Raw genomic sequence first — 23,548 nt, 5'->3', positions numbered from 1 at the left:
GCACCTGAAAATTACCAAAAATACACGCATTGTCACGCGCGCAAGAAAGCAGGGGCAGCCCTGCGCGAGATTGGGCGGCCGCCATGCCGCAGATGCCCGGCTCGCCCAAGCCCTTCGCTTTCATGGACGAGGCTGACGGGCCGAATCCTACGCGTCAGTACGCGAACGAACGTTCAACCTCAGACTGCGCCTGGTCGTGCCGACGCCGCCCAGCGCCGCGTGGCCCGTGTGGCGCGCGCAATGGTCGAGCGCCTGGCGCAAGGCCGTATCGACATTGCGCAGCGACATGTCGTGCCGCTCGGCCACTTCCTGGCGGGTCAGCTCGTCCACGCGCAGCGCTTCGAGCACTTGCTGGTGGCGCCGCGGCAGCAAGTCGACGGCCTGCGCCAGCCGGCGCAGGTCGGCATGCAGCTCGGCCAGGCGTTCCGGCCCCGCCGCCGTATCGGCCAGGAAATCGACCAGGCCAGCCTCGCCATCGCCCTCGTCCGCATACAGCCAGGCGCGGTTGCGGCGCAGGCTGTCCATGGCCGCATTGCAGGCCACGCGAAACACATAGGCGACGGGGCTGTGCGCCAGCGGCGCCCCATCACCCGCCGCCAGCGTGCCCAGGCGCAGCCAGGCGTCGTGCAGGCTATCGCTGGCCAGCTCGGCGCAACCCAGGTGGCGCGTCAGACGCCGGTGCAAGCCCCGGTAATTGCTTTCCAGCACAGCCTGCATCTGCCTGCCCTGCCCCGGCAACGACGCTGGCGCCATGTCGTTGGCCGCCCGCAGACGGGGCCGGATGGCCGGCCGGTACCAGGCCATGCCTGCATGCCCCACGGCGCGCAAGGGCAAGGGTTCGGCCAAGCGGGCCATCATGGCGACAACCTGCTGCGCTCTTGCGCCGTCAACTGGCGCGTAGCCGATTCCGGCAGCGGGCCCAGGCCCAGCACGCGCACGGCGCTGCGCGGGTTGTAGTCGCCCGCCTCGATGCGTGCGCCGTCCTGCGGCATCGCTTGCGCGCTGTCAGGCGGTGCGTCGCTGCCAAAGCCCAGCACGCGCACCGTAAACACGGATGGCTGCGCCGAACGGGTGGCGGCGCGTTCGCGCTGCACCACGTCCTGCGCCGCCGCCGTCGCCTGCGTGGCGGCCGCGCTGGCGTTCGTCATGGCAGCCACGTTGACGGACGCCACCGTCGGCATGCCCTTGGCTTCTCCCTTGACCTGGATATTCGCCGCGTTCATCACCGTCAGCGCGGCCAGGTTGACGTTGCCCGAGACGCGGATGCCCGCCTCGCCCGCGTCGATGGTGCCCAGCGGCGCCAGCAAGTCGACGTCGCCGGCCGGCACTTCGGCAATCGGCGCCAGGGTGGCGATGCCGGCGCCCGTACTCGGCACGTCGGACGACAGGGTCACGTTGCCCCAGTTGTCATACACGCGCTTGGGCGGCGTGTAGACGATGGTCGACTTCGAACCACGTCCCGCGTTGATGTCGCCCTGCGAGGACCAGCCCAGGATATCGCCGCCAAACGTGGTCATGACGCGGCTCTGGCCCAGCAGGATGCTGCCGTGCGAGAACAGGTCGATATTCCCGCCACCCTTGGTGATGACACCCGAGGTCGACGGCGGCGCCTCGCCTTCGATGCCGAACACCTGCTTGCCGCCCGGCGTCAGCAGCGCGATGTCGCCGCCGAAGTTGGTGTGCACGTAGCCACTGCGGGGAACGATGCGGTCGTTTCTTCCCGAGTCCGGGTTGTAGAGACCAAACGTGCCGCGGTACATGACGATGTCGCCCGCATAGGAAATCGCCTTGCCGCTGGCGTCGGTGGCCGGCGCCAGGCCCGCGATGGCGTTGCGGCTGCGCAAAAAGCTGCCGTAGCGGGTGCTGTCCCGGTCGTTGTACTCGCGTCCGCCCGCCTTCAGTTCGGCGAAATACACCTTGCGGGAAAACACGCGCTGCTGCGGCTCGGGCAACGCCAGGTAAAAGGCCAGCGCTTCGGCGGGCGTGCCCTTGAAGCCGTAGCGCTCGACTAGCCAGGTCGCCAATTCGGTCTCGTACGATTTCACCACCTTGCCGGCCTGGTCGGCCAGCGGCACGCCCGTCTGCGCCACGTTGGATGAGTCCAGGTAGGGCTTGACGAAGCGCAGGTAATCGAGGCCGGCCGCGCCCACGCCCGCCTGCATGGCGATGCCAGCGCCCGGACGCTTGTCGCCCTGCACAATGGGACCGAGGCTGACGACGCTGCCCTTGTCCTGCATCAGGATATTGCGCCCGGCGCTGATGTCGAGCGTGCCGGGACCGGCCACGTTGAAGGAGCTGGTCAGGATATCGCGCCCGGCCGAGACCACCGACACGTCATACGCATTGTTATGCACGAACAGATTGCTGCTGTTGTTGAATAACACGTCGCTCTCGCTGCCGCCCACCCCCTCCAGCAACGCCGTGCCGCTGCTGACGATGTCGCGGCCGGCCTTCATCCAGACCGGTTGCGCGCCCTCATACCAGGTGATGCCTGCATGCTTGGCGTCGTAGAACTCGACGATGCGACCGACGTTGACGCCGAGCAAATCGCCCTTGACGGCATAGATGCGGGCCGCCTGCGTGCCGCTGTTGCCAGGGCCGGCGGCCGAATCTGGACCGAAGGCGAACAGCTGGTACACATCTGCCCTCGCCGGCACCCCCGTGCTGGACAGATTGCTGGCCAGGGGACCGGTCGACCACGAATTCGGGGTCAGGGCGAGATAGGCGGGCTTGAACGGCGTCGCCATGCTGCCCGCCGCCGCGCCGGACTGGCCGATGGTAAAACCGCCAGCATAGATGGAGTCACCGGCCAGCCACTGCAGTTGTGCATTGGGCGAAGGCGCCAGCAGCAAGGGGGCCGCATAGCTGTTGGCAGCATTGCTGTTCACGATCGCCTTGCCGTAGTACAGGCTGCCATGCGCGGCGGCAACGCGCACGATGGATGGGTAGATGGTGGCAAAGTCGGTTTCCGTGCCGATCGACGCCGTCAATGGCGTCAGATTGCCGCCGGCGGAGAACAGGTCGAGCGCCGTGTGCGGCGTCCACAGGCTGAACCAGCTGTTGCCAATGCCCAGTTCGCCCGATGGCGCAAGCGCCGATGTCGGGTTGACCATCAGTACGCGACCGGGATCGGCCACATCCTGCAGCACCTGGTCGCCCAGGGTCGCCACGCTGAACGTGGCGTCGCCCGGCACCAGCGTCATGCCACCCTGCGGCGTGGCGCGCGTGGCAGTGAAGGCATCGTAGGCGCGTGTTTCTTTCGGCGCGTGATCGGTACTTTGTGTGCCATATTGCAGCTTCAGGCTGCCCAGCTGCGCGGCCGACGTTTCCGCGTGGCCGCGCAAGTCGACCAGGGCGCCATTCATGTGGTCAGCATTCGACGTGCCTGCCGGGTTGATGGCGCCGCCCACGCGCAGGTCCAGATCACCGCCGCCCGTCAACAGCATGCTGCCATCGGCATTCACACGGCCCGTACTGCCCACGGCCAGCAGCAAGCCCTGCGAACGGGTATTGATATTGCCGTCATAGCTGCTGCCCTGCGCGAGCGCCAGCGCGCCGGCGTCACCCGCCACGTCGGCGCGCAAATTGCCGCCACCCAGGGTGCCAAAACCCGTAAAGCCCAGGACGTCGTCGGCCAGGGTGCTGCGACCCACATAGGTGCCGAAATTGACCCACCATGCCACCGGCTGTGACAGGCCGCCGATGGCGAGACCACCGCTGCCCTGGCGCCACAGCCAGTTGCCCACGGCCGTACTGTCGTAGCCCGCGTCAGCGGTAACGGGACGCAAATTGGTTGCGGCACTGCGGCCCAACAAAGAACCCGTAAGGTCGCCCGCTACCTTCAGCAGCAGATTGCCACCCTGGTCGGGGTACCAGGCGCGGTAAATGCTATCGGCGCCGCCATCGACCAGGTGTTCATGCTCGCCGTCCGGATTGTTCAATACCTTGCCGTCGGCATTGCGCGCCCGCGCCTGGTTGAACGGGTCACCTGGCAACGTCGCCGTGGACGACATGCCGGCCGTGTACACGCCATACAGGCTGTCCATGCGCAAGTCGCCGCCGCTGACCAGGTCCAGGTCGCCCGTGCCCGTGCGCAGCACGCTGTAGCGCAAGCTGGATGCCTTGTAGTCAAACGTGGGGCTGGAGGTGCCGCACCAGGTAGGATACTCCTCGCACAGGGTAGGCCAGCCTATCGCCACGGGATCGAGCAGGTCGCCCGCCTTGACGCTGGGGTCGGCATACTCTTCCGCGCCAGCCTTGGTCCACACGTAGGCTACCTTCAGCACGCACATGGTCGGGTCGCCGGCGCAGAAATCCACGATATTGGTACCGAACTGGCTGAGGAATTCGTCGGTGATAATTTCACCGGCCACGATGCCGTCGATACCCAGGTCCGCAGCTGCCTGGCTCCAGTACTGCACGCCCTTCGGCGGCACCAGCACGCCGTACATGCCGTAATGGCTGTCGGCCAGGCGCAAGGTGCCATGCTCGGGATGCGCCTGCACGCTGCGCGTGTCGGCTGCATCGAGGTCGGCGCCGGCCACCAGGCGCATACCCCACGCTTGCGAGCCTTCGGCCAGCATGGGCGCGATGGCCCACAGCTTGCCCTGGCTGCCCGCCACTTCCGGACGCAGCTCGATAGCCGCCACATTGGCCATCAGCTTGACGTCGGTGCCGGACGGGATCAATGAGCCCACGGCCAGCGCCAGGTTGCCGTTGAGCGCGAAGACCGAGCGTTCGCCCGCCACGCCAGGCAGTGGCACGCCCTTGGGCCAGGTCATGGCGCTCACTTTCACCGTTTGCTTGAGCACGCTGCCTGCGTCAAGGCGCATGCCGGCGTCCAAGGTGTGCGCCGTGGCCAGCAGGCTGCCGGCCGCATGGATGATATTGCCGGCGCTGTCGCGCACGGCGGCCGCCAGCACCGTGCCGGCCGGCAAGGTCACGGCCTGGTCCAGAGCCACGGCCACGGGCAGGCGCGTATTGGCGACCAGATTGAAGCCCTTGACGGGCAGGTCGTAATTGAGCACGGCGCCGCCCGGGAACAGGGTGCCGTCGGCCACAGTCACGCCCTGGCCCGGCACGATGACGTCACTGCCATTGATGTCGCGGCCCGGCAGCAATACCCAGCCTTTGTCATCCTTGGTGGCGGGCGGCGGCGCGAAGCCGTCATTGATGCTGCCGTAGATATTCAAGTCGCCGCCGGCGCGCAGCAGCAGGCTGCCCACCTCGCCCGAACCGCGCACGCCCGTCTGCTGGAAGCGCGGGTTCAGGCTGGCATAGCGCAGGTTTGAGAGATCCAGGTCGCCCTGCACCACCAGGTCGCCGTCCGGCGTCTTGCTGACGATATCGACGCCGGGACGCAAATGCAGCGCATCGGCATACGCGGCCGTCGTCAAGCCCGCCAGTTTGCCGTTGCGCAAGTTCGTGTTGGCCAGCGCCGCATCGATGAAGTCCGTGCTGTCGGCGTGCTTGCGGTCGAGATATGCCTGGTTGATCACCTGGTACGGGCGGCCGCTGGCCGACAGGTCTTGCACCGGCTGCCCGTTGGCACCTGGCGCCGTGGCGTAGGCCGCGTCGTCATAGCGCTGCATGGCGTTGACGGCGATCGATTTCGCGCCGCGCACGGTGAAACCGCCACCTGCCGCAATGGCGATGTCGCCAAAGGTGGCAGCGTCCGCATCCGTGCGCGTGCCGCCGCTGCCAAGGCGCGGCGCGCTCAGTTCCAGCGTACCGCGCGCGGCGCCGTCGTGTTCTCCCTTGCCCTTGCCTGCCACGGCCGATGTGCCGTGGCGCACGTCGATCTGCGCGCCGCCGGCCAGGTCCAAGGTGCCCTGGCCCGAGTTCAGTTCCACCGTGGCCCGGTTCGGGCTATCGATGATCTTGCCATAGCTGTCGACGCGCAAGACGGTGCCATGCGCATCGAGCACGGCGTTGCCGGCCAAGGTCAGGCCCTGCTTGCCGGCCAGGCGGATACTGCCCACGCGCTCGCCACTGGCGTCAATTATGCCGGCCACGGCCAGGCGGCCGTTGTCGACAGATACCTGCACTTCACCGGCCTTGAGTTCATTGCCTATCGTCAGATCGCCCTGCTTCAGCTGGAAGCTGCGCCCGCCCGTCACGCCGCCTTCGTTCAGACGCGTGTTCAGCGCGGCGAACTGGCTGTCCAGCGTGCCGCCGGTGCCCAGCGTTTGCGCGCGCACGTCCACGCTGCCTTTCTTGTACGGCACCACGGTGCCGCCCGCGTCGTAGCTGCCGCTGGCGCCGCCCAGGATCTTGCCCTGCAAGTCCACCATGCCGGCCGCGCCATCGAGCGCCACGGCCTTCAGGCTGCCGGCGCGGTTGTTCTCGGCCGACAGGTCGATCACGGCGCCGCTAGCTGCGCGGATATCGCCGGCGCGGCTATCCAGGGTGACGTCGCCGCCCCAGCTGTATTTATCCACGTCGAAGAAGGTGCTCTTGCGGCCCGCCATGTCGATGCGCGCAGCGTCGGCCAGACTGATGTCGTGCTGCGCGCTGATAGTCAGCTTACCGCTAGGCAACACCACCGCCGTGGCCACGCTCACGCTGTCGCCGTTCAAGGCCAGCTGGGCGCCCAGTCCATCGTTGTTCTTGACGGCAGCCGCTGGCGCCGCGCCGGCCGGCGCCACCACCGTCAGCGCGCCGCCCGCCGTATAGCTGTGCGCGGAACCGGCGTCGCCCGTCAACAGCGGCGTGATGATGTTCAAGTTGCCGCCGCCGTACTGGTAACCCTTGCCCGTTTCGTAGGCGCCCTGCGCCTGATAGACGGACAGGCTGCCCTTGTGATTGGCCGTGACCTGGCCCGACGCCTTCAGGTTGACGTTGGCAAAACCCAGCGCCAGGCGGTCGAACGAGGCGACGCCGGCCGGTTGCGTGAACGGGCCGAAACCGAAATCGATGCGTTCCGCTTCCAGGTTCAGGGTGCCGCTACCCGTGCCGGCGCCATGCGCAATGATATTGCCGGCTGGCGACAGCGCGCCGCCCCAGACCAGGTTAGCCGTGCGGATGGTGGCCACCGTGCCGGCATCGCCCTGGCCATACATGGCCGGCGTGGTCAGCACCAGGCGCTCCAGCGTGGATTTGCCCGTGGTCTTGTCGTAGGTATCGAGCACCACGTCGCCATAGAAATTGACGCCGTCTGCCGCACTCAGCATCAGCGCTTGCAGCGCCGGTGCGCCCGTGCTGGTATCGCCGCGCAGCAGGCGATCCAGCACGCCCTGGTTCAGGGCCAGGCCGCTGGACCGCGTGCCGCTGGCCTGCGCCGCCGCCAGCGCTTCGCTGCTGCCCATGTTGATGGCACCCACGGACAGGCTCAGGTTGCGCGTACCGTAGCGGGCCGAGTCGTCCAGCTGGAAACTGCCATTGGTCGACAGCAGCAGGGTGCCTTCCGAGTACAGGCTCGCCGTACTGGTGCCGGCGCACGCGTCGTCGCACACGCCGATGCGGATGCCGCCACGCGCCGAACCACCGACCGGCGCCACATTGAGCAAGCCGTTCGAGGCGGCCAGCACGTGCATGTCCGCGCGGGTCTTGTAGATGAAGCCGTCGTTGGCGTCATACGCGGCCTTGCCCCGTCCCAGAGTGCTGATGCCCGCGCCAGGCGCGATATCGATCACGCCATCGCCCAATTCGTAATTGCCCGGGTCCTGGGCCACCAGGAATACCTCGGGTGCCGACAGGACGGCTCCCGCGCGCAGGTAGATGGCACGCGCCGAGTTGACACTGAAGTTCACGTAATTGCCGCCCTGCCCGTATGCCACCGTCGGTGTGTTGCCCACCACAATGCGGGCCGCACCGATATTGTTCAGGCTCGAGGCGCGCACGCTGACCAGCCCGGCGCCGCTGGTGGCCGGCGCGCCATCGGCGAGAATTTCAATCTCGCCAGTGGAGACATTGCTCGATCCCAGCATCACGGTGCCGCCATAGCCGCCTTCGGCTGCGGCGAACTTGCCGGTGCCCTTGAACTGGAATGTGTCCAGGCCGCCATCTTGCGCCAGGGTCAGCTTGAGCGTCTTGGCATCGGACGGCAGCATCGCGCGGGGAATGCCGCGCGTCTGCGCATCGGCCAGGGCGAAGGCGGCATAGCCCGTTTCGTTGTACTGGGAATAGGTGCGCAAGACCTTGGCCGGCGTGAGTATCAGCTGGCTGGCCAGCGGCGCGCGGATGTCCGTGCCGGCAATCGACAGGGTACCGGGCGCGGCCCAGGAGCCGTTGCGCAGCTGCTGCGCCAGGGTGCCTGCACTACCCTGGCCCGCCAGGCCGTTCAGTTCGACGCGGAAGGCGCCCGGCAGCAAGGCATAGGTCGAGGGCATCAGCGTGTAGGTGCCGGCGGGCAAGCCCGGCACGCCGCTGCCTATCGTCACCTGCCGGCCCACGGCCGCATCGGCAGCACCCTTTTCGCCACCCACAGGCGCCTGCGGCGTTTGCACGCCCGGCACGATGGCGTACACAGGGTTGGTCGCCAGGCCCGGCAACACGAAACCGCCGTTGGCGCCCACCTGCACCAGCGGATGGGTGCGCGCGTCGGTGGAACCGCCGCGGCCGGCGATGAAACCGGCGCCCGTCAGTTCGCCGCCGCCGGACAGGTCGAGCAGCGCGCCCGGCCGCACGTCGACGGCCATGCCGGCCATTTCCACGCCGACGCGCAGGCCGCCCTGCGCACTGAAGCCGCCCACGCCCATAAGGGAGGTCAACTTGCCATCCACGTTCCAGGCCTGGCCATCGACGGTGCCGCCATACGGCATGACCAGGCCAGCACCGCTGACCGAGGTGACGCTACCAGGCAACAGATTGACCGTCAGGCTCTTGTCATTGTTATAGCCGGCCGCGCCGATCGACAGGCGGCCCAGCGGCGCGCGCACCACGCCACCCTGCTCGATATGCGCAGCGCCCAGCTCCAGCGAGCCGAAGGCGGAATACGGCATGGCCGGCACGCCATCGGTCGTGCGAGCAATGTTCAGGCTGCGCGCGGGGTCGTAGCCCATGAAGCCATTGAGCTTGGCATAGCCGGCGCGCACGGCGGCGCCGGCGCCCGTTTCCGGATACAGCTGGGCCGCACTGAGGGTCATGTCGCCCGGCGTGGACAACACCGTCGTCGCTTGATTGCCATCCCAGCCCAGCGGGGACAGCAGGAAGCGCAGGTCACCGCGGCTGGTCAGGCGCGCATCGTCGGCCAGAATATTGACCATGCCGCGCACATCGATCAGGTCGCCCGCTATGCTGATCTGGCTGGCGACCGGCGATGTTCCCGCACTGCCTGGCGTCGTATAGAAATCGCGGCCAACGGGCTTGATGCTGGCCAGGCGCACATACGGTGCCGCGATGCTGACCTTCGCGCCGGGCTTGCTGCCAGGCGCCAGCATCGGCGCACCGTACAGCTGGAAGCTTTGCTGCAGCGTCAGCGACACGTCGCCATCGAAGGAGGCGGCGCCGAGCAGAGCCAGATTGCCGAAACCGCCCGCGTCCACCTGTTCAACGGACAAGCGGCCATGGCCGTACTGCAGCGCCTGCGCCCCGTCCTGCGCACTGACGCCATCGGCCAGGTCGCTGGCGACCTGCTGCTGCGTCAACCTCAACTGGCGTCCCTGCAGCACCCTCGGCGTGGCCAGCTCCTTGCGGTATTCGGGCGTGCCCGTGGCCACGGACAGGCTGCCGCCGGCCGCACCCGCGCCGCCCGCCCGGGCCAGCAACTGGCCATCGAGGTACAAGCCATTGTTCGATGCCAGCGCGATGCTGCCGCCCGCGCTGGTCACGTCGATGGCGTCGCCGTTCACGTCCAGCACGGCGTGCGCACCGGAAGCGTCGAGCACGGCACCGTCGCGCACGACGACAAACAGGTTGGCCGCCGAGGTACTGCCCTGTGCATGGTTGATTTCGCCGCCGACGACGATGCTGCCGCCATCGACCACCTTGCCGTAGCGCCGGCCTTGCGCATCCGTGGCGCTGACGGCGCGCGACGCCACGTCCAGCACGGCATTTTCGCCGATCCACAGGGAACGGCCATGGCCGGCCGCTTCCACCGCTTCAGAAACAGGCGTCTCGACGGCCACGCCACCCAGGCTGATCTTGCCGCCCCAGGCATTCAAGCGCCCTTCCACCGTCAGCTGGCCCACGCTGGACAGTTTGATGGCCTGGCCCGCATCGACATTCACGACGGCATTCTTGCCGACCAGCAGTTCGGCGATGGCCATGTCGGCCGCGCCGGACTGGACATCGCCTACCTGCAGGGCCAGGCTGGCGCCCTTGCGCTGCGTCAAGGTACCCTTCAATGCGTTTTCCGTGTATTGCTCTGGCATCCACAGGGCCAATTTTTCATTGTCCACCACGCGCAACACGGGCATGCGCACATCGACCTGCGTGCCGTCCGCTACCGTCAAGCCCTGCTTGCCGAGCAGGCTATAGCTGGAAAAACCCTTGTCAAAAAAATCGCCGCCCAGTTGCAGGGTACCTTTCTGTGCGGCATCGGCTGGGCCGACCAGTATCTTGTTCGCCTGCAATTCCAGCTTGCCGCCGCCGGCAACGCCATGGCCGCGCACTTGGGCGCCTTCGCCCAGCAGCAAATCGGCCTGCGCGCCATAACTGGCCAGTGTCAGGTTGCCGCCCTTGCCGCCCTGCTGTTTCGCCTGCGACAGGATGGCTGCGCCCGAGCTGACGTCGATCAGGCTGCCATTGCCGATGCGCACGTCGCCATATGCCCGCAACGATACATTGCCGCCATTCAGGTAAGGCAAACCGGCAGCGGCCAGCGGGTCGCGCAGCACATTGGCCAGCAAGCCGCTGGTATCCAGGCTCACGCCCTCGGCCAGCACCAGCTTGCCCAAGGGTGCACCCGGATTGACTAAGGTGTCGTTCATCCCCAGCGCGCCGATCTGGTTCAGCACGTTGCCAGCCATGATGCTGCCGCCACGGCTGCGCAGGCTGCTATTGATGGCCACGTCCTTGCCAAACAGGGTGATATTGCCGCCGTCGGCCACCTGCAGCGCGCTGTCGACCGTGATCGAACCTTTCGCGGCGATGCGGATGGCGCCAAGCTGTTGTTCGTTCAGCAAGTTGGTGTCCAGTAGCAGCTTGCCCTGGCGCTCTACTGCCAGCACGTCCGCCACCTCGAGGCCGGCGGCGATGCCATCCTGCACGCGCGTCAGGCGCACTTCGTCCATGACGGCCGACAGCACATGCTGCAGCACGCCCGTGCGCTTGTCGAACATCGGCTGATACTGGCCAACGATCAGCTGGCCCCGCTGCGCGGCCGCCAGTTGCGACTGCTGGTAGCCGTCGAGCAGGGCCTGCGGCGCCTGCGCTTGGCGCTCGCCCTGGAAGACATCGCCCGCGATGCCCCCTTCCAGCACGGCCGACCCGGTGGCGACCACCAGCTTGCCCGCGTCGCGGCCCACCGTGTAGCCGTTTTCCAGGCGTTTTTGCGCGGCGATCAGGGGGCTGGCGTAGAAGGCGCTGGCCTCCTTGCCCCAGCGCGCGTGTTCTTCCTCGTACCCCTTGTACACGCCCGCATACTGCAGGTCGGCGGGCGCGCTGCTCGCCTCGTACAGCTTGCCATCGACGCCTTTCAGCCAGGTCTGGCGCAGCGCGCCCGTCTGCACGTCCAGCGTGCCGCCCGACAGGTTGATGCCGGAGCCGGCTTGCGTGACGACATCCTTGCCGCCGAAGCTGACGGTGCCGCCCTGCGCCATCCATACACTGACGGAATGGCCTTGCGTGCCCAGGTAGCCGGCCACTTCCAGCAAGCCGCCCGCCGTGTACCAGCGGTCGCTGTCGTAGCCGTTCGTGCCCTTCGGTACAAACACCAGCTTGCGGCGGTCCACCCAGATATTGTTATTGATCAAGGCCTTGCCGTCGCGGTTGACGGGCGCATCGCGCTGCTCGTTGCCCTGCACATTGATCTCGACATTGTTCGCCTCCATCGCTACCTTCACGCCCACGGCGCCCGAGACGTCGAGCTGGGCGCCACCGCGCAGCAGGCTGCGGCTGGCGGCGTTGACGGCGATCTGGCCGCCCGTGGCCAGGGTCAGGGAATCGCCGAGCAATTCCACGGTGCCGGCGCTGCCGATCTCGATGCGCGACTGATCGCGACGGTCGTTCACGGCGAGAATGTTTTCCGTGGACGTCACGGCCGGACCGCGCATGGCGTCGCGCTGGCTGTCGAGCGCCGTCGTCTTGCCGTCGTCCTCGACCAGGATGGCCGTGGTGGCGCCGCGTCCCACGGTGACGGCCGCGTCGCTACCCAGCGCATTCAGGTGGATCGTGCCACGCGTGGCCGTCGTGGTGGTGGCGAGCACGACGCCTTCCTGGCGCACTTCGCGGCCGGCCAGGGTGACGTCGCCTTCGCGCGCCTGGATCAGCCCCGTGTTGACGACCTTGCCCGCCGTGCTGGCGGCCGCGAACCGCGGCGTGACTTCGCTGCCGCGCGTGGTCGACAGCGGGTTGCCATCCGTGCCCACGCCTTTTTTAATGCTAAAGCTGTCGCCGGCGGCCAGCAGGGCCTGGCCCTTGGGCGTGTTGATTTCGCCCCCGTTGTGGACTTCCTTGCCCAGCAGCATCACATAACCGCCGCCTTCCGTGCTGCCCTTGGGTGCATTGCTGGCGATGCGCGCACCGGCTTGCACCTGCACCTTGCCGGCCGCATCGGCAAACGTCGTGGCGCCGGCCGTGCCGGGGCTGTAGATGCCGTCCTTCTGGAATTGTGTGTCGCTGATGCGGGCTGCGGCCGCCACCAGACTGCGCGTGTCGACCTGGCTGGTGCCATTGAAAACAATGCCGTTGCGGTTGACGAGCAGCACCGTGCCGTCAGCCTTGATCTGGCCCTGGATCTGGCTGGGTCGCGATTGCGGATCATTGACCCGGTTCAATACGGCCCAATCTTTTTGTTGCTGGAAGGTCAGGGTCGTGTCCTTGCCCACGTTAAACGTTTCCCAGTTCAGGATGGCCTTGTCCGCCGTCTGCTGCACCAGCACTGCCGTCTTGCCCGCCGCCACCGTCTGCACAGGCGCCTGGGCGTTGAGCCAGCCGGCCGTCAGGCTGTTGGTGTCGACTTGCAAGCCGCCTTTCACGAGACCATCGGCTGCGCCGGGCACGCCGGTCGCCGCCTGGCGCGCCTGCGCCTGGGATGCTTGCTGCGCGGCAATGGCGCGCGCGGCCAGGTTCAGGTTGTTGATCGAGCGCTGTAGCGGTTCATTTGCCCGCTGGCCCTCGGGCCGGCTGCCCAGCGGCAGCGGCTGGCCATTCGGCAGGCGGCCCGCCGTGGCCGCCGTATTTTGCGCCGCACCCTTGGCCGCGAACCAGCCGCCGCTGAACGCCTGCTGCGCGCGCGCCGGCGTGGTAAAGGCGCCCGCCATCAGCATGGTGGTCAGTGCGTAAGCGAGCGGCGTGAGCCGCAAGCGGCTGCCCAGCGTGGAGGACCGCTGCGCGCCCGTGTCTATGTGTGGAACTGGGCGCTGGGCAGTGTGAAGCTTGGTCATGGCAATGGTTTCCTGGCTAGAGAGTAGGGAACGGAGCCTGGCGGTGGCGCAGGCGTCCATGCCTCCATGACGTAGCTCGATGGCGGAAGGGATAATGCTTTTTGAAAAATATTTTTAAATATTTTTAAATAAGCCTGCCAAAGGGAAACCTGGAATCAGCTCAGCAAGACAATGCCGCCTGGCAAGCTGGTCATTTGCGCCCCGTACAGGTCGCGTATCATCGCCAGCGCGGCATCCGTTTGCCCGATGGAAAAGCGCATGCGCACGAGGCGGCGGCCCAGTTCGGCATTGCGCAGCAGCACCCGGCCGGGCCGGTAGCGGTTGATTTCATCGACTACCTGGGCCAGCGGTTTGCCGACAAACGACAGCGCGCCCGTGCGCCACGCGTTCGCCTCGCCCGCTGGTGCGGCCGTGGCCGCCTGCACGCCCTGCTCGTCGTACACCAGTTGCTGCCCCGCATCGAGGGTTTGGCGCCGCTGTTGCCAGAGCACGTCCACGGCGCCGGCCAGGCAGGTGACGCACACGGCATCGCCCGTGTGGCGCACATTGAAGCGGGCCGACTGCGCCAATAACCGCCCCGCGCCCGCCAGCACCGACACGGGCTGGCGCGCGCCGCTGGCAAGGATTTCCGCCTCGCCACCCAGCAGTTCGATGACTTCCGGCGCCCGCACATTGATGCGCGTCTGCGTATTCATCTGCACTGACATCTGTTGCGACAGGGCCACTTGCCGCTGCTCCCCCGTGCCCGTGCGGTAGTCGGCGGCGAACTCTTGCAGCGACGGCCAGGCGCCCAGCGGCGGGCGCAAGGCCAGCACGGCCACGCCGGCCGCCAGCGCGCCGCCGAGAAAGGCACGCCGTCCCGGCCGGAGGGGAAACGCCAGCACGTTCGCCCGCTGTGGGGCGGCGGCGCGGCTCAAGGCGGGATCGAGCGCCTGCCACAGCTGTTGCAGTTCGCGCCAGGCGCGCGCATGGTCGGCGCTACGCGCGCACCAGGCGCGCAAGGCGTCGGCGTCGGCCCGCGTAAAATCGTCGGCACGCAGGCGCGCCCACCAGGCAGCGGCTTGCTGGCCGATGGCAGTGTCGGTATGTTCTAGAGGGTCGCGTGGATCGCGGTCAGGAGCAGTCATCAGATTCATCAATATTTACGGCGGCCCGACACATCGCTGCGCTGGGCGGCATCGGCGTCGGCCATGCACGTTTTACAGTGTTGCATGGCGGCCTGCAATTCTTTTTTCACCATCGCCACGGAAATGCCGAAGCGCTCGGCGATCTCCGCGTTGAGCATGCCATCGATGCGCGCCGCCGTCAGGATGGCGCGGCGGCGCGGCGACAGGCCCGCCAGGGCAACGTCGAGCGCCTGCACATCGAGTCGCGCCGAGACGATGCGGGCCGGGTCGCTGATGTCGTCGCCAATCTCGTCGGCCATGTGCATCAGTTCTTCACGTTCGCGCTCGGTGACGATGATGCGGTCGCGGCGGTAGGCATCGGTGGCGATGTTGGCCGCCATGCGCAGCAGATAGGCGTCGGGGTTGTGGACGGGCGCGGCGGCGGGGCCAGGCGCCACCATCGCTTCGAGGCGCAGCCAGGTTTCCTGCAGTGCATCGGCCGCATTGTGCTTGCAGCCGACCACCCTTTCGAGGCGCCAGCGCAGCACGGCGTAGCGCGAGCTGAGGTGGCGTTTGAGCTTGGTGCGCAGGTCGGGCATGCTCATGGGGCGTTTCTACCCGGCGCGCTGGCGGCGCAATCGACTTCGCTACCCGGCCCTTGCGGCAGCAGCAAGATGGAGACGGGCTGCGGCATCGACGGCTGCGGCGCGGCGCCCACGCGCATGCCCAGCACCAGGCGCGCGATGGCCGTGTCGCGCGCGCGCAATCCCGTGCTGTCGAGCAAGTGCACGCGGTCCACCACGCCGGCGCGGTTCAGATACAGTTGCAGGGCCAGGCGGTAGCCGCCGGGACGCGTCTGCGCCGCGCGGCACAGCAGCCCCAACAACACATGCTGCAGCCGGCTCACATAGGCCGCATAGTCGCCGCCGCCCTGCGTGGCGCCGGGGATGTCGGCGGCGGCCACCACGGCGGCCTGCGGCAAGTCCGCCGCAGTTGCAGTTGCTGCGCCGGCCGGGGCATACACGATAACGGCTTGCGCGTCGGACAGACGCGATAGCAGCCCCGTGCCCTCCAGCAAGGCTTGCAGGGCCGCGCCCGCCGCATACGCGCCGCGCACGGCGGCCGACTGGCGCTGCGCATAGCGCTGGTCCATCAAGACGGCGATGCCCGTGCGGCGGCTGTACAGGTCGAGCGCATCGCCCAGGTTTTGCGCAGCAATATCGAACTGCAGCACGGGGCCCTCGGCCGACTGCGCCCGTACGGGTCCCACCGCGGTCAGGAAACCCAGCAGTACCAGGTATCCCGCCAGCGCAAGCACATGGACGGATGCCGGGCTGCCTGTCATATTGCAATCGAGTCGCTATCGTGTGAGGGTGGAACTGCGTGGAAACAAGGTATTGCCAAGTAACAATTCTTGTGCCAACTGCAATAGCGTACACAGAAAAAATGACGGCTTCGTGACATGCATGCCATGCATATATTTCGCCATGCGGGACGTCTGGTGCGGCGCTTATTTCGGCTACACTGGCTGTCACTTTCCCTTTCAGACGCCTGATGATCGAAAAGAATCTGCCCGAGCTAGTCATGCTGAAGCGCCTCATCGACGAGGGCGGCAGCCACCTGGAAGTGGCCGCACCCTGCAGCATCGCCATGGATGGGCGCACGTTTCCCGTGTACACGATTGCGTTGGGCAACCCCAGCCCCGACGTGCCCGTGCTGGGCTTTTTTGGCGGCATCCACGGCCTCGAACGCATCGGCACGCAAGTACTGCTGTCTTTCCTGGAAAGCCTGATCGCCCGCCTGCGCTGGGACGCCACCCTGCATCAGCAGCTGGAAAGCATGCGCCTGGTGTTCATGCCGCTGGTCAATCCGGGTGGCATGTGGCAAGCCACGCGCTGCAATCCGCGCGGCGTGGACCTGATGCGCAACGCACCGCTAAGCGCGCGCGAAAAAGTACCGTTCATGCTCGGCGGACAGCGCTACAGCGCCCGCCTGCCTTGGTACCGGGGCGCGGCCGGGGGGCCGATGGAACTGGAAAGCCAGGCTGTGTGCGACCTCGTCGAGCGCGAATTGCTGTCGCGCCAGTTCAGCATCGCCCTCGATTGCCATTCCGGTTTCGGCTTGCGCGACCGCATCTGGTTTCCCCATGCACATACCAAGGTGCCGATAGCCCACCTGGCCGAGATCGGCGCGCTGGAAGAACTGTTCAGCCAGAGCTACCCCAACCACAACTATGTGTTCGAGCCGCAAAGCCGGCAATACCGCACGCATGGCGACCTGTGGGATTATCTGTACCTGAACGGCACCAGTTACAGCGGGCGCGTGTTCCTGCCGCTGACCCTGGAGATGGGCTCGTGGCTGTGGGTCAAGAAAAACCCGCGCCAGCTGTTCAACCGGGTCAGCATCTTCAACCCCACGGCCGCGCACCGCTTGCAGCGCGTGCTGCGCCGGCACCTGGTCTGGTTCGATTTCCTCATGCGCGCCGCCAGCAGCCACGGACGCTGGATGCCGGAAGGCTTGCTGCGCAAGGCGCAGCGCCGGCGCGCCCTGGCGCAATGGTATGAGTCATGAAAGCACACACCTGGATTTTATTGCGCGGCCTGATGCGCGAACAGCGCCATTGGGGCGAGTTTCCCGCCATCCTGGCGCGCGCCCTGCCCGGCGCCAGCATTGTCACGCCCGACTTGCCCGGCAATGGCAGGCGGCACGCCATGGACAGCCCCACGCGGGTGGCCGAGATGGTGGAATTTTGCCGCCAGGATTTATCCGAACGGGGCATCGCGCCGCCCTACCGCCTGCTGGCCCTGTCGCTAGGCGGCATGGTGGCCGTGGAATGGGCTCACCGCTACCCGCAGGAAATCGCCCGCTGCGTGCTGCTCAACACCAGCATGCGGCCGTACAGTCCGTTTTACTGGCGCCTGCGCTGGCAAAACTACCGCGCCCTGCTGCGCCAGCTGCTGCTGGGTGATGCAGGCAGCCAGGAAGCGCTGATATTGCGCCTGACCAGCCGCAGGCATGCCCATGGCAATCCCGCGCTGCTGGCCGACTGGCGCGCATATCAGCAGGAATATCCGGTGAGCCGGCGCAATGCGCTGCGCCAGCTGCTGTCGGCCGCCCGCTACCGCGCCCCCCTCAGCCGCCCGGCCATGCCCGTGCTGGTGATGGCCGGCGCGCTAGACCGACTGGTCGACCACCGCTGCTCGCAGCATCTGGCGCGCGCCTGGCAAGCCGATTGCCTGATCCACCGCGATGCGGGCCATGACTTGCCGCTGGACGAGGGGGAATGGGTGGCGCAATCGGTGGCGCGCTGGCTGGGAGTGGCAACGCCAGACTATGACAAAACAGGCACAATACAGTCATCATGCAGATAACAAACCATACCGACCAGTTGGCTACACTAATCGAGGCCGGCGTGCAGGAACACATTTTTCCAGGCGCGGCCTGGGCCATGGGCACCATCCACCACAGCGTGGCCGGTGCGGCCGGGCGGCTCACGCCCGAGCCCGCCAGTGCGGCGATGCAGATCGACACCCTGTTCGATATCGCTTCCCTGACCAAGATCATCAGCGTCTGGGCGCTGACGGGCAGACTGGTGAACCAGAAACGCCTGACCCTGGACAGCCGCCTGGCCGAGGTGCTGCCCGGCACGGCAGGATACGCGCTGGCGCCCGTCACCATTTTCCAGCTGCTCACCCATACGGCCGGCTTGCCGCTGCGCGCCCGCTTGCGCGCCAGCTATGGCGAGGTGTACGACGATATCGTGCGCGGCGTGCTGCGCGAACCGCTGGAAGGCACGCCAGGCCAGGCTGTCGAATACACGGACCGCGCGGCCCTGATCCTCGGCCTGGTCATTGAACGGCTGCTGGGTCTGCCACTGGACCATGTGCTTGAAGAACACATTTTGCGCCCGCTGGGCATGGCCGCCACGCGCTTTGGCCCTTTGGCGCCCCGACACGGCCAGTTGGTCGCGCCGACCGAATATTGCGAGCAGGCGGGCGCGCACCTTTCCGGCGTGACGCATGATTTCTCGACCCGGCTGCTGGGCGGCGTGTGCGGCATCTCCGGTCTGTTTTCGAACGTACCTGACTTGCAGCGCTTCCTGCGGGCGATGCTGGCGCCGCAAGCGGACCGCCACGGCGATGTGTTCGACCCCGCCTGGGTGCGCGCCTCGCTGACGGTGCAGACAGGTGCCCTGACTCCCTCGCGCGGCCTGTTCTGGCACCCGGCGGCAGGCACCGTGCCGGAAGACGACGTCTGGTGCCATCTGGGTTTCACCGGCACCGCCCTGTGGCTCAGCCCCCGGCGCGGCAGCTATGCGGTGCTGCTGACGAACAAGCTGTACTACACGCGCGATTTCAGCAGGATCAACGCGCTGCGGGGCGACTTCATGCGCTGCGCGTTCGGTCTCTGACTTTTACAGCCGCAAACTCACAACGATGGCCAGCAGCAGCGCGCCAGCGGCCGCCAATAGCGCGCTATTAAAACTGTGCGACTGCGCATACAGGCTGCCGGCCAGCACGGGGCCGACGATCTGCCCCACTCCATACACCACCGTCATGATGGCCATCATGTTCGAGCCAAACTTAGCTGCCTTGACGGCGGCCCGCTGCGCGGCCGGCATGGCGATGGTCACCGTGCCGACAAAGGTACCGCCGACGAGGATGGCGCTGAGCAAGTAAGCCGTGGCCGAAGGCGCCAGCACGGGCAGCGCCACGCCCAGCGCCTGCAGCAGCAGATTCAGCCGCAGCGCCCGGCGCGTGCCGAGGCGCTCGTGCAGCCGGTGCCACAGGAAACACGACGGCGCCGCGCCCAGGCCGAACACGGCCCACACGTGGGCGGAATTGAGCCCGGGCAAGGCCGCTCCCACCAGCACGGGCAGATAGGTGGCAGTGACGATATAGCCGAACCCAGCCAGTCCATAGATCAGCACCAGCGGCCAGGGCGCCACCGGTGCCAAGGTCGATGCTGTGGCTTGCGACGGCGTATCCAGGGTCGCCTGGCCACTGGCGGCAATGGCGGGCGCCGCCGCCAGCCCCAGCAGCACGGTGACGCCGGCCAGCAGCAGCCACATGCCGGCGCTGTGCCAGCCCAGCCGGGCCGCCAGCACCAGCAATTCGGCCGACACGGCAATGCCCGCGCCCACGCCCGCGTACAGCAACGGCGCGCCGCGCGCATGCCGGCGCTGTTCCAGCAGCCACAAGGACGCAGCCACCATGGCCAGGGCGCTGAAGACGCCCGCCACGCCCCGCACCGTCACGATCAGCCAGACCGGCATAGTCAAGGCCAGCACGCCCAGGCACAGCGCCGTACCGGCCACCGACCACAGGCACAGCCGGTGCGCGCTGTGCGCCCGTGCGCGCATGGCCAGGATGGCCCCCAGCAAGTAACCGGCATAGTTGGCCGAGGCGGCCAGGCTGCCATCGCGCAAGCTCAAGACGCCTTCCCCGAGCATGTGCGGGTAGATGGCCGTGAAGGCAAAGCGGCCGAAGCCCATGCCGATGGCGAGGATGGCCGCCGCGGCAATGGCTGCGCGCAGCCTGGCGGCCGCGCTCATGGCGCCACCTCGCCGAGTTGCGCCAGCAAGTGCTGAAAAGCGGGTACGTCGAATCCCGCGCGCCACACCAGCAAGGTGTCCGCTTGTCCAGCGGACAGCGTCGCCAATGTAGCAGGCGCGTCGGAGAGCGCCAGCACGCTGGCCGGCAGCAGGGTCACGCAGGCGCCGGCCGCCACGCAGGCGATCATGGTGTGATACGAACTCAGCTCCTGCACCCGCCACTGCGTGATGCCGGCCACGCCCAGCAAATCTTCGGCGATGCCACGGTAGGTGCAGCCCTGCGGAAACGCCGCCAGCGAGCGCGTGCGCACATCCACGGCGCGGCGCGCCTGCGCTTCGCTGGCCGGCAGCAGCAAACACAGTTCTTCGCGCCACACGGCGGTCGATGCCAGGCCCAGCTCCGCCAATGCGGCGGCGCCGCCGAAGGCTGGCGGCAAGGCCACGAAGGCGCAGTCGAGCAAACCCGTGCGCACTTGCTCGATCAGGGGGCGCGACGGCCCCGTGCTCAGCGCCAGGCGCGTCGCCGGATAGCGGGCGTGATACGCGGCCAGCAGCGCCGGCAGGCGGCTGGCCGCCGTGCTTTCCATGCTGCCGACGCGCAAGGTGCCACCCTCGCGCCCGCCCGTAACGACATGCCGGGCCTCTTCCGCCAGCGCCAGCAGGCGCTGCGCATACTCGAGAAAGCGCTCACCCGCCGCCGTCAGGGCCATGCGCTTGTTCGTGCGCACGAACAGTTCGGCGCCGATATCGGCTTCCAGTTGCTGGATGCGCGTGGTGACGCTGGACGGCGCGCGGCCCAGCCGGGCTGCGGCCTGGGTGACGCTCAATTCACTGGCCACCGCGCAAAAAATCGTCAATGACTCCATCTCCATCACGTTCTTTCCTTTAGAATGATTATGTTATTATATTCTCAGAATAAGAATTGAATACGGCATCCTCAACTTGATGAAGGAAACATCATGACCACGTCCCAGCACTTCCTCGACCGCCTTGGCTTGCAATTGCCCATCATCCAGGCGCCGATGGCGGGCGTCTCCACGCCGCGCCTGGCCGCCGCCGTGTCGCATGCGGGCGGCCTGGGCTCTCTGGGCATCGGCGCCGGCACTGTGGCGCAGGCGCGCCAGATGATAGCCGACACGCGCGCGCTGACGAACAAACCCTTCAATGTGAATGTGTTTTGCCATGCCCCTGCGGTACGGGATGCGCGGCGCGAAGCGGCCTGGCTGGCGCATCTGGCGCCCCTGTTTGCGGAGCTGGGCGCGGCCGTGCCAGTGGAACTCGACGAGATCTATCCAACGTTTATCGGCGACGAGGCGGCATACTCCCTGTTGCTGGAATTGCGCCCTGCCGTCGTCAGCTTTCATTTCGGCTTGCCAACGGCGCAGCAGATTGCCACTCTGCGCCAGGCCGGCATCTACACCATGGCCACGGCCACCAATCTGCGTGAGGCGGCCCTGATCGAACAGGCCGGGGTCGACGCCATCGTGGCGCAGGGCGTGGAAGCGGGCGGCCATCGGGGCGTCTTCGATCCGCAAGCGCAGGATGAGCGCCACAGCACTGCCGTGCTGCTGCGCCTGCTGGCGGGCCGCACTGCCCTGCCCCTGATCGCCGCAGGCGGCATCATGGATGGAGCAGGCATCCGCGCCGCGCTGGACCTGGGCGCCGTCGCCGCCCAGCTGGGCACGGCGTTCGTGCTGTGCCCGGAATCGTCGGCCAATGCGACCTACCGCGCGAACCTGAAAAGCGCGCGGGCGGCCACCACCCGCCTGACCAGCGTGCTCTCGGGCCGGCTGGCGCGCGGCATGGTGAACCGCTTGATCGAACACGGCGAGGCGCCAGGCAGCCCGCCGCCGGCCGACTACCCGGTCGCCTACGATGCCGCCAAGCAATTGAACGCGCTAGCGAGCCAGCACGGCAACAGTGAATTTGCCGCGCAATGGGCCGGCCAGGGTGCGCCGCTGGCGCGGGAAATGGGGGCGGAGGAACTGGTGTTGACCTTGGCAAGGGAAATGGCTGCCTGATGTCAGGATGCCGCTGACATGGGACGCCGCCATGGGCACCTATGCAACAGGCGGCATGCCATCGAAAGAGAGAGAGAGGGCTTGACGCTGCGACCGCATTGTAGTGTCCGCTTTCGCCCCATCTCGGAGCTTCACGCTGTCAACCGTCAACGGGACTATTCATCGAGCACAACCTGGGGCGAAACGAAAAGCTGCGCAGGATCCGGTAGCTTTCCTGCGTCGCGTTTCCGAGGGGAAGATTACTGCTGGGCAGGCTTTTGCGGCTGTCATCGAACCAACTGCCCGGAGCAGCTCAGGGGCTGTCGTCGATGCCGTTTGCCTGGACGGCCAGACTCACGATTACTCGCTGCGACCCGAAATAAGGTTTGCATTGATCCATGATGCCACATCGGTGACAGGAAGGGTGCGGAGTTGATTGAACGTGCCGCGCTTGTCCCAGGCGACACCCCGTCCCTGAGCAAAGGCCGCACGATACTTACGCATCATGTTTTGCGGGTCGCGCGCCAGTTCGTCCAACAAATACTGCTCGCTCCACTCCGAACGCCTGAAGGGGCGGCCGAGGGCCGCTTGAAGCTTGTCGGCGACCTCCCCGTAAGTCACGGTGTCGCCAGCCAGATACACGACCTCGTTCCGGATACGGGGTTTGGCAAACACGATCTCGGCAGTCAGTACTCCGATATCGTGCGGAGTCGTCAGCGTCACAGCGGTGTCAAGGCTGCCCAGGGCGTGGACTGTGTCGTTGTGCAGGTCAACAACACCGAATTCCGGCTCAAACAGGTAACTCATGAACATCCCGGTCGAGATGATGACCCACTCAGTCTGGTGCTGACTTCGCAGCAACTCGCGCACGTCCAACTGTGCGTCGAAGATGTCCTGTGGACTGCCACGACCGATCACGTCAAAATCGACCCCGAACTGCCATGGGAAGTACCTCGGGATGCGTGCCTGCAAGGCTGCCCGCGCCAGCTTCATTGGCGTGTCGATTCCCGCGGCATAGCCTGCGCAACCGATTACTGTGTCATATCGCGCAAATACTCCGGCGAGCTCATCAATGGAGCTCTTCACAAGGTCGCCTATGACGATCTCGATCCCAAGATCTCGGATCTCAGCGATATCATGTCGCCTGCCCGATGCACTGGACTCAACGGCACTTGCGCGCAGCAGTACGCTGATCTTTGCACCGTCCACGTCCTTCGCGCGGCGCGCAAGATTGCGTAGCACCGGAAGGCCGAGTTCCCCGGCACCGAGCACGAGAATGTTTTGAGACGTGGCGTTAGGATCCGTTTGGTTCATCGGATAGCTTGGCGGCACCAGCAGTTGGCGGTCCAGATCGGACATTGTTGTTTCTCCTGTAAGTACGATGCCTGCACTGTAGCAGGT

The 23,548-nt window shown here is 66.8% G+C and carries 12 protein-coding genes; 4 read left to right on the top strand and 8 right to left on the bottom strand.

Annotated elements, in window-relative coordinates; translation table 11 throughout:
- Nucleotides 1–147: 147 nt before the first annotated feature.
- The 5 genes from ACQ4WL_RS09610 to ACQ4WL_RS09590 form a co-directional block, all read right to left on the bottom strand.
- Nucleotides 148–858 (bottom strand): sigma-70 family RNA polymerase sigma factor, encoded by a 711-nt coding sequence (locus ACQ4WL_RS09610; RefSeq protein WP_436509496.1) that lies wholly within the window; start codon nucleotides 856–858, stop codon nucleotides 148–150.
- Nucleotides 855–13,487 (bottom strand): filamentous hemagglutinin family protein, encoded by a 12,633-nt coding sequence (locus ACQ4WL_RS09605; protein ID WP_436509495.1) that lies wholly within the window; start codon nucleotides 13,485–13,487, stop codon nucleotides 855–857. Before ACQ4WL_RS09605 ends, ACQ4WL_RS09610 begins: the two co-directional genes overlap by 4 nt.
- A gap of 155 nt (nucleotides 13,488–13,642) precedes the next feature.
- Entirely contained in the window at nucleotides 13,643–14,614 is a 972-nt protein-coding gene (locus tag ACQ4WL_RS09600) for a FecR family protein (RefSeq protein WP_436509494.1), read from the bottom strand.
- A gap of 8 nt (nucleotides 14,615–14,622) precedes the next feature.
- Nucleotides 14,623–15,198 carry an RNA polymerase sigma factor gene (locus ACQ4WL_RS09595; RefSeq protein ID WP_436509493.1) on the bottom strand — a complete coding sequence of 192 codons (576 nt, stop codon included), beginning with the start codon at nucleotides 15,196–15,198 and terminating at the stop codon, nucleotides 14,623–14,625.
- Nucleotides 15,195–15,938, bottom strand: coding sequence for a hypothetical protein (locus tag ACQ4WL_RS09590; RefSeq protein WP_436509492.1), 744 nt, complete (start codon nucleotides 15,936–15,938; stop codon nucleotides 15,195–15,197). Before ACQ4WL_RS09590 ends, ACQ4WL_RS09595 begins: the two co-directional genes overlap by 4 nt.
- A gap of 209 nt (nucleotides 15,939–16,147) precedes the next feature.
- Here ACQ4WL_RS09590 and ACQ4WL_RS09585 point away from each other — a divergent pair, with 209 nt between their 5' ends.
- The 3 genes from ACQ4WL_RS09585 to ACQ4WL_RS09575 are packed head-to-tail and all read left to right on the top strand — an operon-like array spanning nucleotide 16,148 to nucleotide 19,004.
- Nucleotides 16,148–17,164 (top strand): M14 family zinc carboxypeptidase, encoded by a 1,017-nt coding sequence (locus tag ACQ4WL_RS09585; RefSeq protein WP_436509491.1) that lies wholly within the window; start codon nucleotides 16,148–16,150, stop codon nucleotides 17,162–17,164.
- Nucleotides 17,161–17,964 (top strand): alpha/beta fold hydrolase, encoded by an 804-nt coding sequence (locus tag ACQ4WL_RS09580; protein ID WP_436509490.1) that lies wholly within the window; start codon nucleotides 17,161–17,163, stop codon nucleotides 17,962–17,964. Before ACQ4WL_RS09585 ends, ACQ4WL_RS09580 begins: the two co-directional genes overlap by 4 nt.
- Entirely contained in the window at nucleotides 17,955–19,004 is a 1,050-nt protein-coding gene (locus ACQ4WL_RS09575; protein WP_436509489.1) for a serine hydrolase domain-containing protein, read from the top strand. The genes ACQ4WL_RS09580 and ACQ4WL_RS09575 overlap by 10 nt, the downstream gene beginning before the upstream one ends.
- 3 nt (nucleotides 19,005–19,007) lie before the next feature.
- On the opposite strand, the gene ACQ4WL_RS09570 is transcribed toward ACQ4WL_RS09575, so the two are convergent.
- Both ACQ4WL_RS09570 and ACQ4WL_RS09565 read right to left on the bottom strand, forming a co-directional pair.
- A complete protein-coding gene (locus tag ACQ4WL_RS09570) occupies nucleotides 19,008–20,147 on the bottom strand; it encodes a YbfB/YjiJ family MFS transporter (RefSeq protein WP_436509488.1) in 1,140 nt (379 codons plus the stop codon).
- Nucleotides 20,144–21,019, bottom strand: coding sequence for a LysR substrate-binding domain-containing protein (locus tag ACQ4WL_RS09565; protein WP_436509649.1), 876 nt, complete (start codon nucleotides 21,017–21,019; stop codon nucleotides 20,144–20,146). The genes ACQ4WL_RS09570 and ACQ4WL_RS09565 overlap by 4 nt, the downstream gene beginning before the upstream one ends.
- Before the next feature lie 87 nt (nucleotides 21,020–21,106).
- Between ACQ4WL_RS09565 and ACQ4WL_RS09560 the strand changes: the two genes are divergently transcribed.
- A complete protein-coding gene (locus tag ACQ4WL_RS09560; RefSeq protein WP_436509487.1) occupies nucleotides 21,107–22,168 on the top strand; it encodes an NAD(P)H-dependent flavin oxidoreductase in 1,062 nt (353 codons plus the stop codon).
- A gap of 339 nt (nucleotides 22,169–22,507) precedes the next feature.
- Here the strand turns inward: ACQ4WL_RS09560 and ACQ4WL_RS09555 are convergent, their stop codons facing one another.
- A complete protein-coding gene (locus ACQ4WL_RS09555; RefSeq protein WP_436509648.1) occupies nucleotides 22,508–23,461 on the bottom strand; it encodes an aromatic alcohol reductase in 954 nt (317 codons plus the stop codon).
- Nucleotides 23,462–23,548: the final 87 nt, after the last annotated feature.

Source organism: Janthinobacterium kochi (assembly GCF_051380715.1).
Classification (GTDB): domain Bacteria; phylum Pseudomonadota; class Gammaproteobacteria; order Burkholderiales; family Burkholderiaceae_D; genus Janthinobacterium.
This window is presented reverse-complemented; position numbering and strand designations above follow the sequence as displayed.

Excerpts from the sequence above, each read along its gene's own strand:
- ACQ4WL_RS09610 (WP_436509496.1), bottom strand. The coding sequence starts at position 858 with ATGATGGCCCGCTTGGCCGAACCCTTGCCCTTGCGCGCCGTGGGGCAT.
- ACQ4WL_RS09605 (WP_436509495.1), bottom strand. The coding sequence starts at position 13,487 with ATGACCAAGCTTCACACTGCCCAGCGCCCAGTTCCACACATAGACACG.
- ACQ4WL_RS09600 (WP_436509494.1), bottom strand. The coding sequence starts at position 14,614 with ATGACTGCTCCTGACCGCGATCCACGCGACCCTCTAGAACATACCGAC.
- ACQ4WL_RS09595 (WP_436509493.1), bottom strand. The coding sequence starts at position 15,198 with ATGAGCATGCCCGACCTGCGCACCAAGCTCAAACGCCACCTCAGCTCG.
- ACQ4WL_RS09590 (WP_436509492.1), bottom strand. The coding sequence starts at position 15,938 with ATGACAGGCAGCCCGGCATCCGTCCATGTGCTTGCGCTGGCGGGATAC.
- ACQ4WL_RS09585 (WP_436509491.1), top strand. The coding sequence starts at position 16,148 with ATGATCGAAAAGAATCTGCCCGAGCTAGTCATGCTGAAGCGCCTCATC.
- ACQ4WL_RS09580 (WP_436509490.1), top strand. The coding sequence starts at position 17,161 with ATGAAAGCACACACCTGGATTTTATTGCGCGGCCTGATGCGCGAACAG.
- ACQ4WL_RS09575 (WP_436509489.1), top strand. The coding sequence starts at position 17,955 with ATGCAGATAACAAACCATACCGACCAGTTGGCTACACTAATCGAGGCC.
- ACQ4WL_RS09570 (WP_436509488.1), bottom strand. The coding sequence starts at position 20,147 with ATGAGCGCGGCCGCCAGGCTGCGCGCAGCCATTGCCGCGGCGGCCATC.
- ACQ4WL_RS09565 (WP_436509649.1), bottom strand. The coding sequence starts at position 21,019 with ATGGAGATGGAGTCATTGACGATTTTTTGCGCGGTGGCCAGTGAATTG.
- ACQ4WL_RS09560 (WP_436509487.1), top strand. The coding sequence starts at position 21,107 with ATGACCACGTCCCAGCACTTCCTCGACCGCCTTGGCTTGCAATTGCCC.
- ACQ4WL_RS09555 (WP_436509648.1), bottom strand. The coding sequence starts at position 23,461 with ATGAACCAAACGGATCCTAACGCCACGTCTCAAAACATTCTCGTGCTC.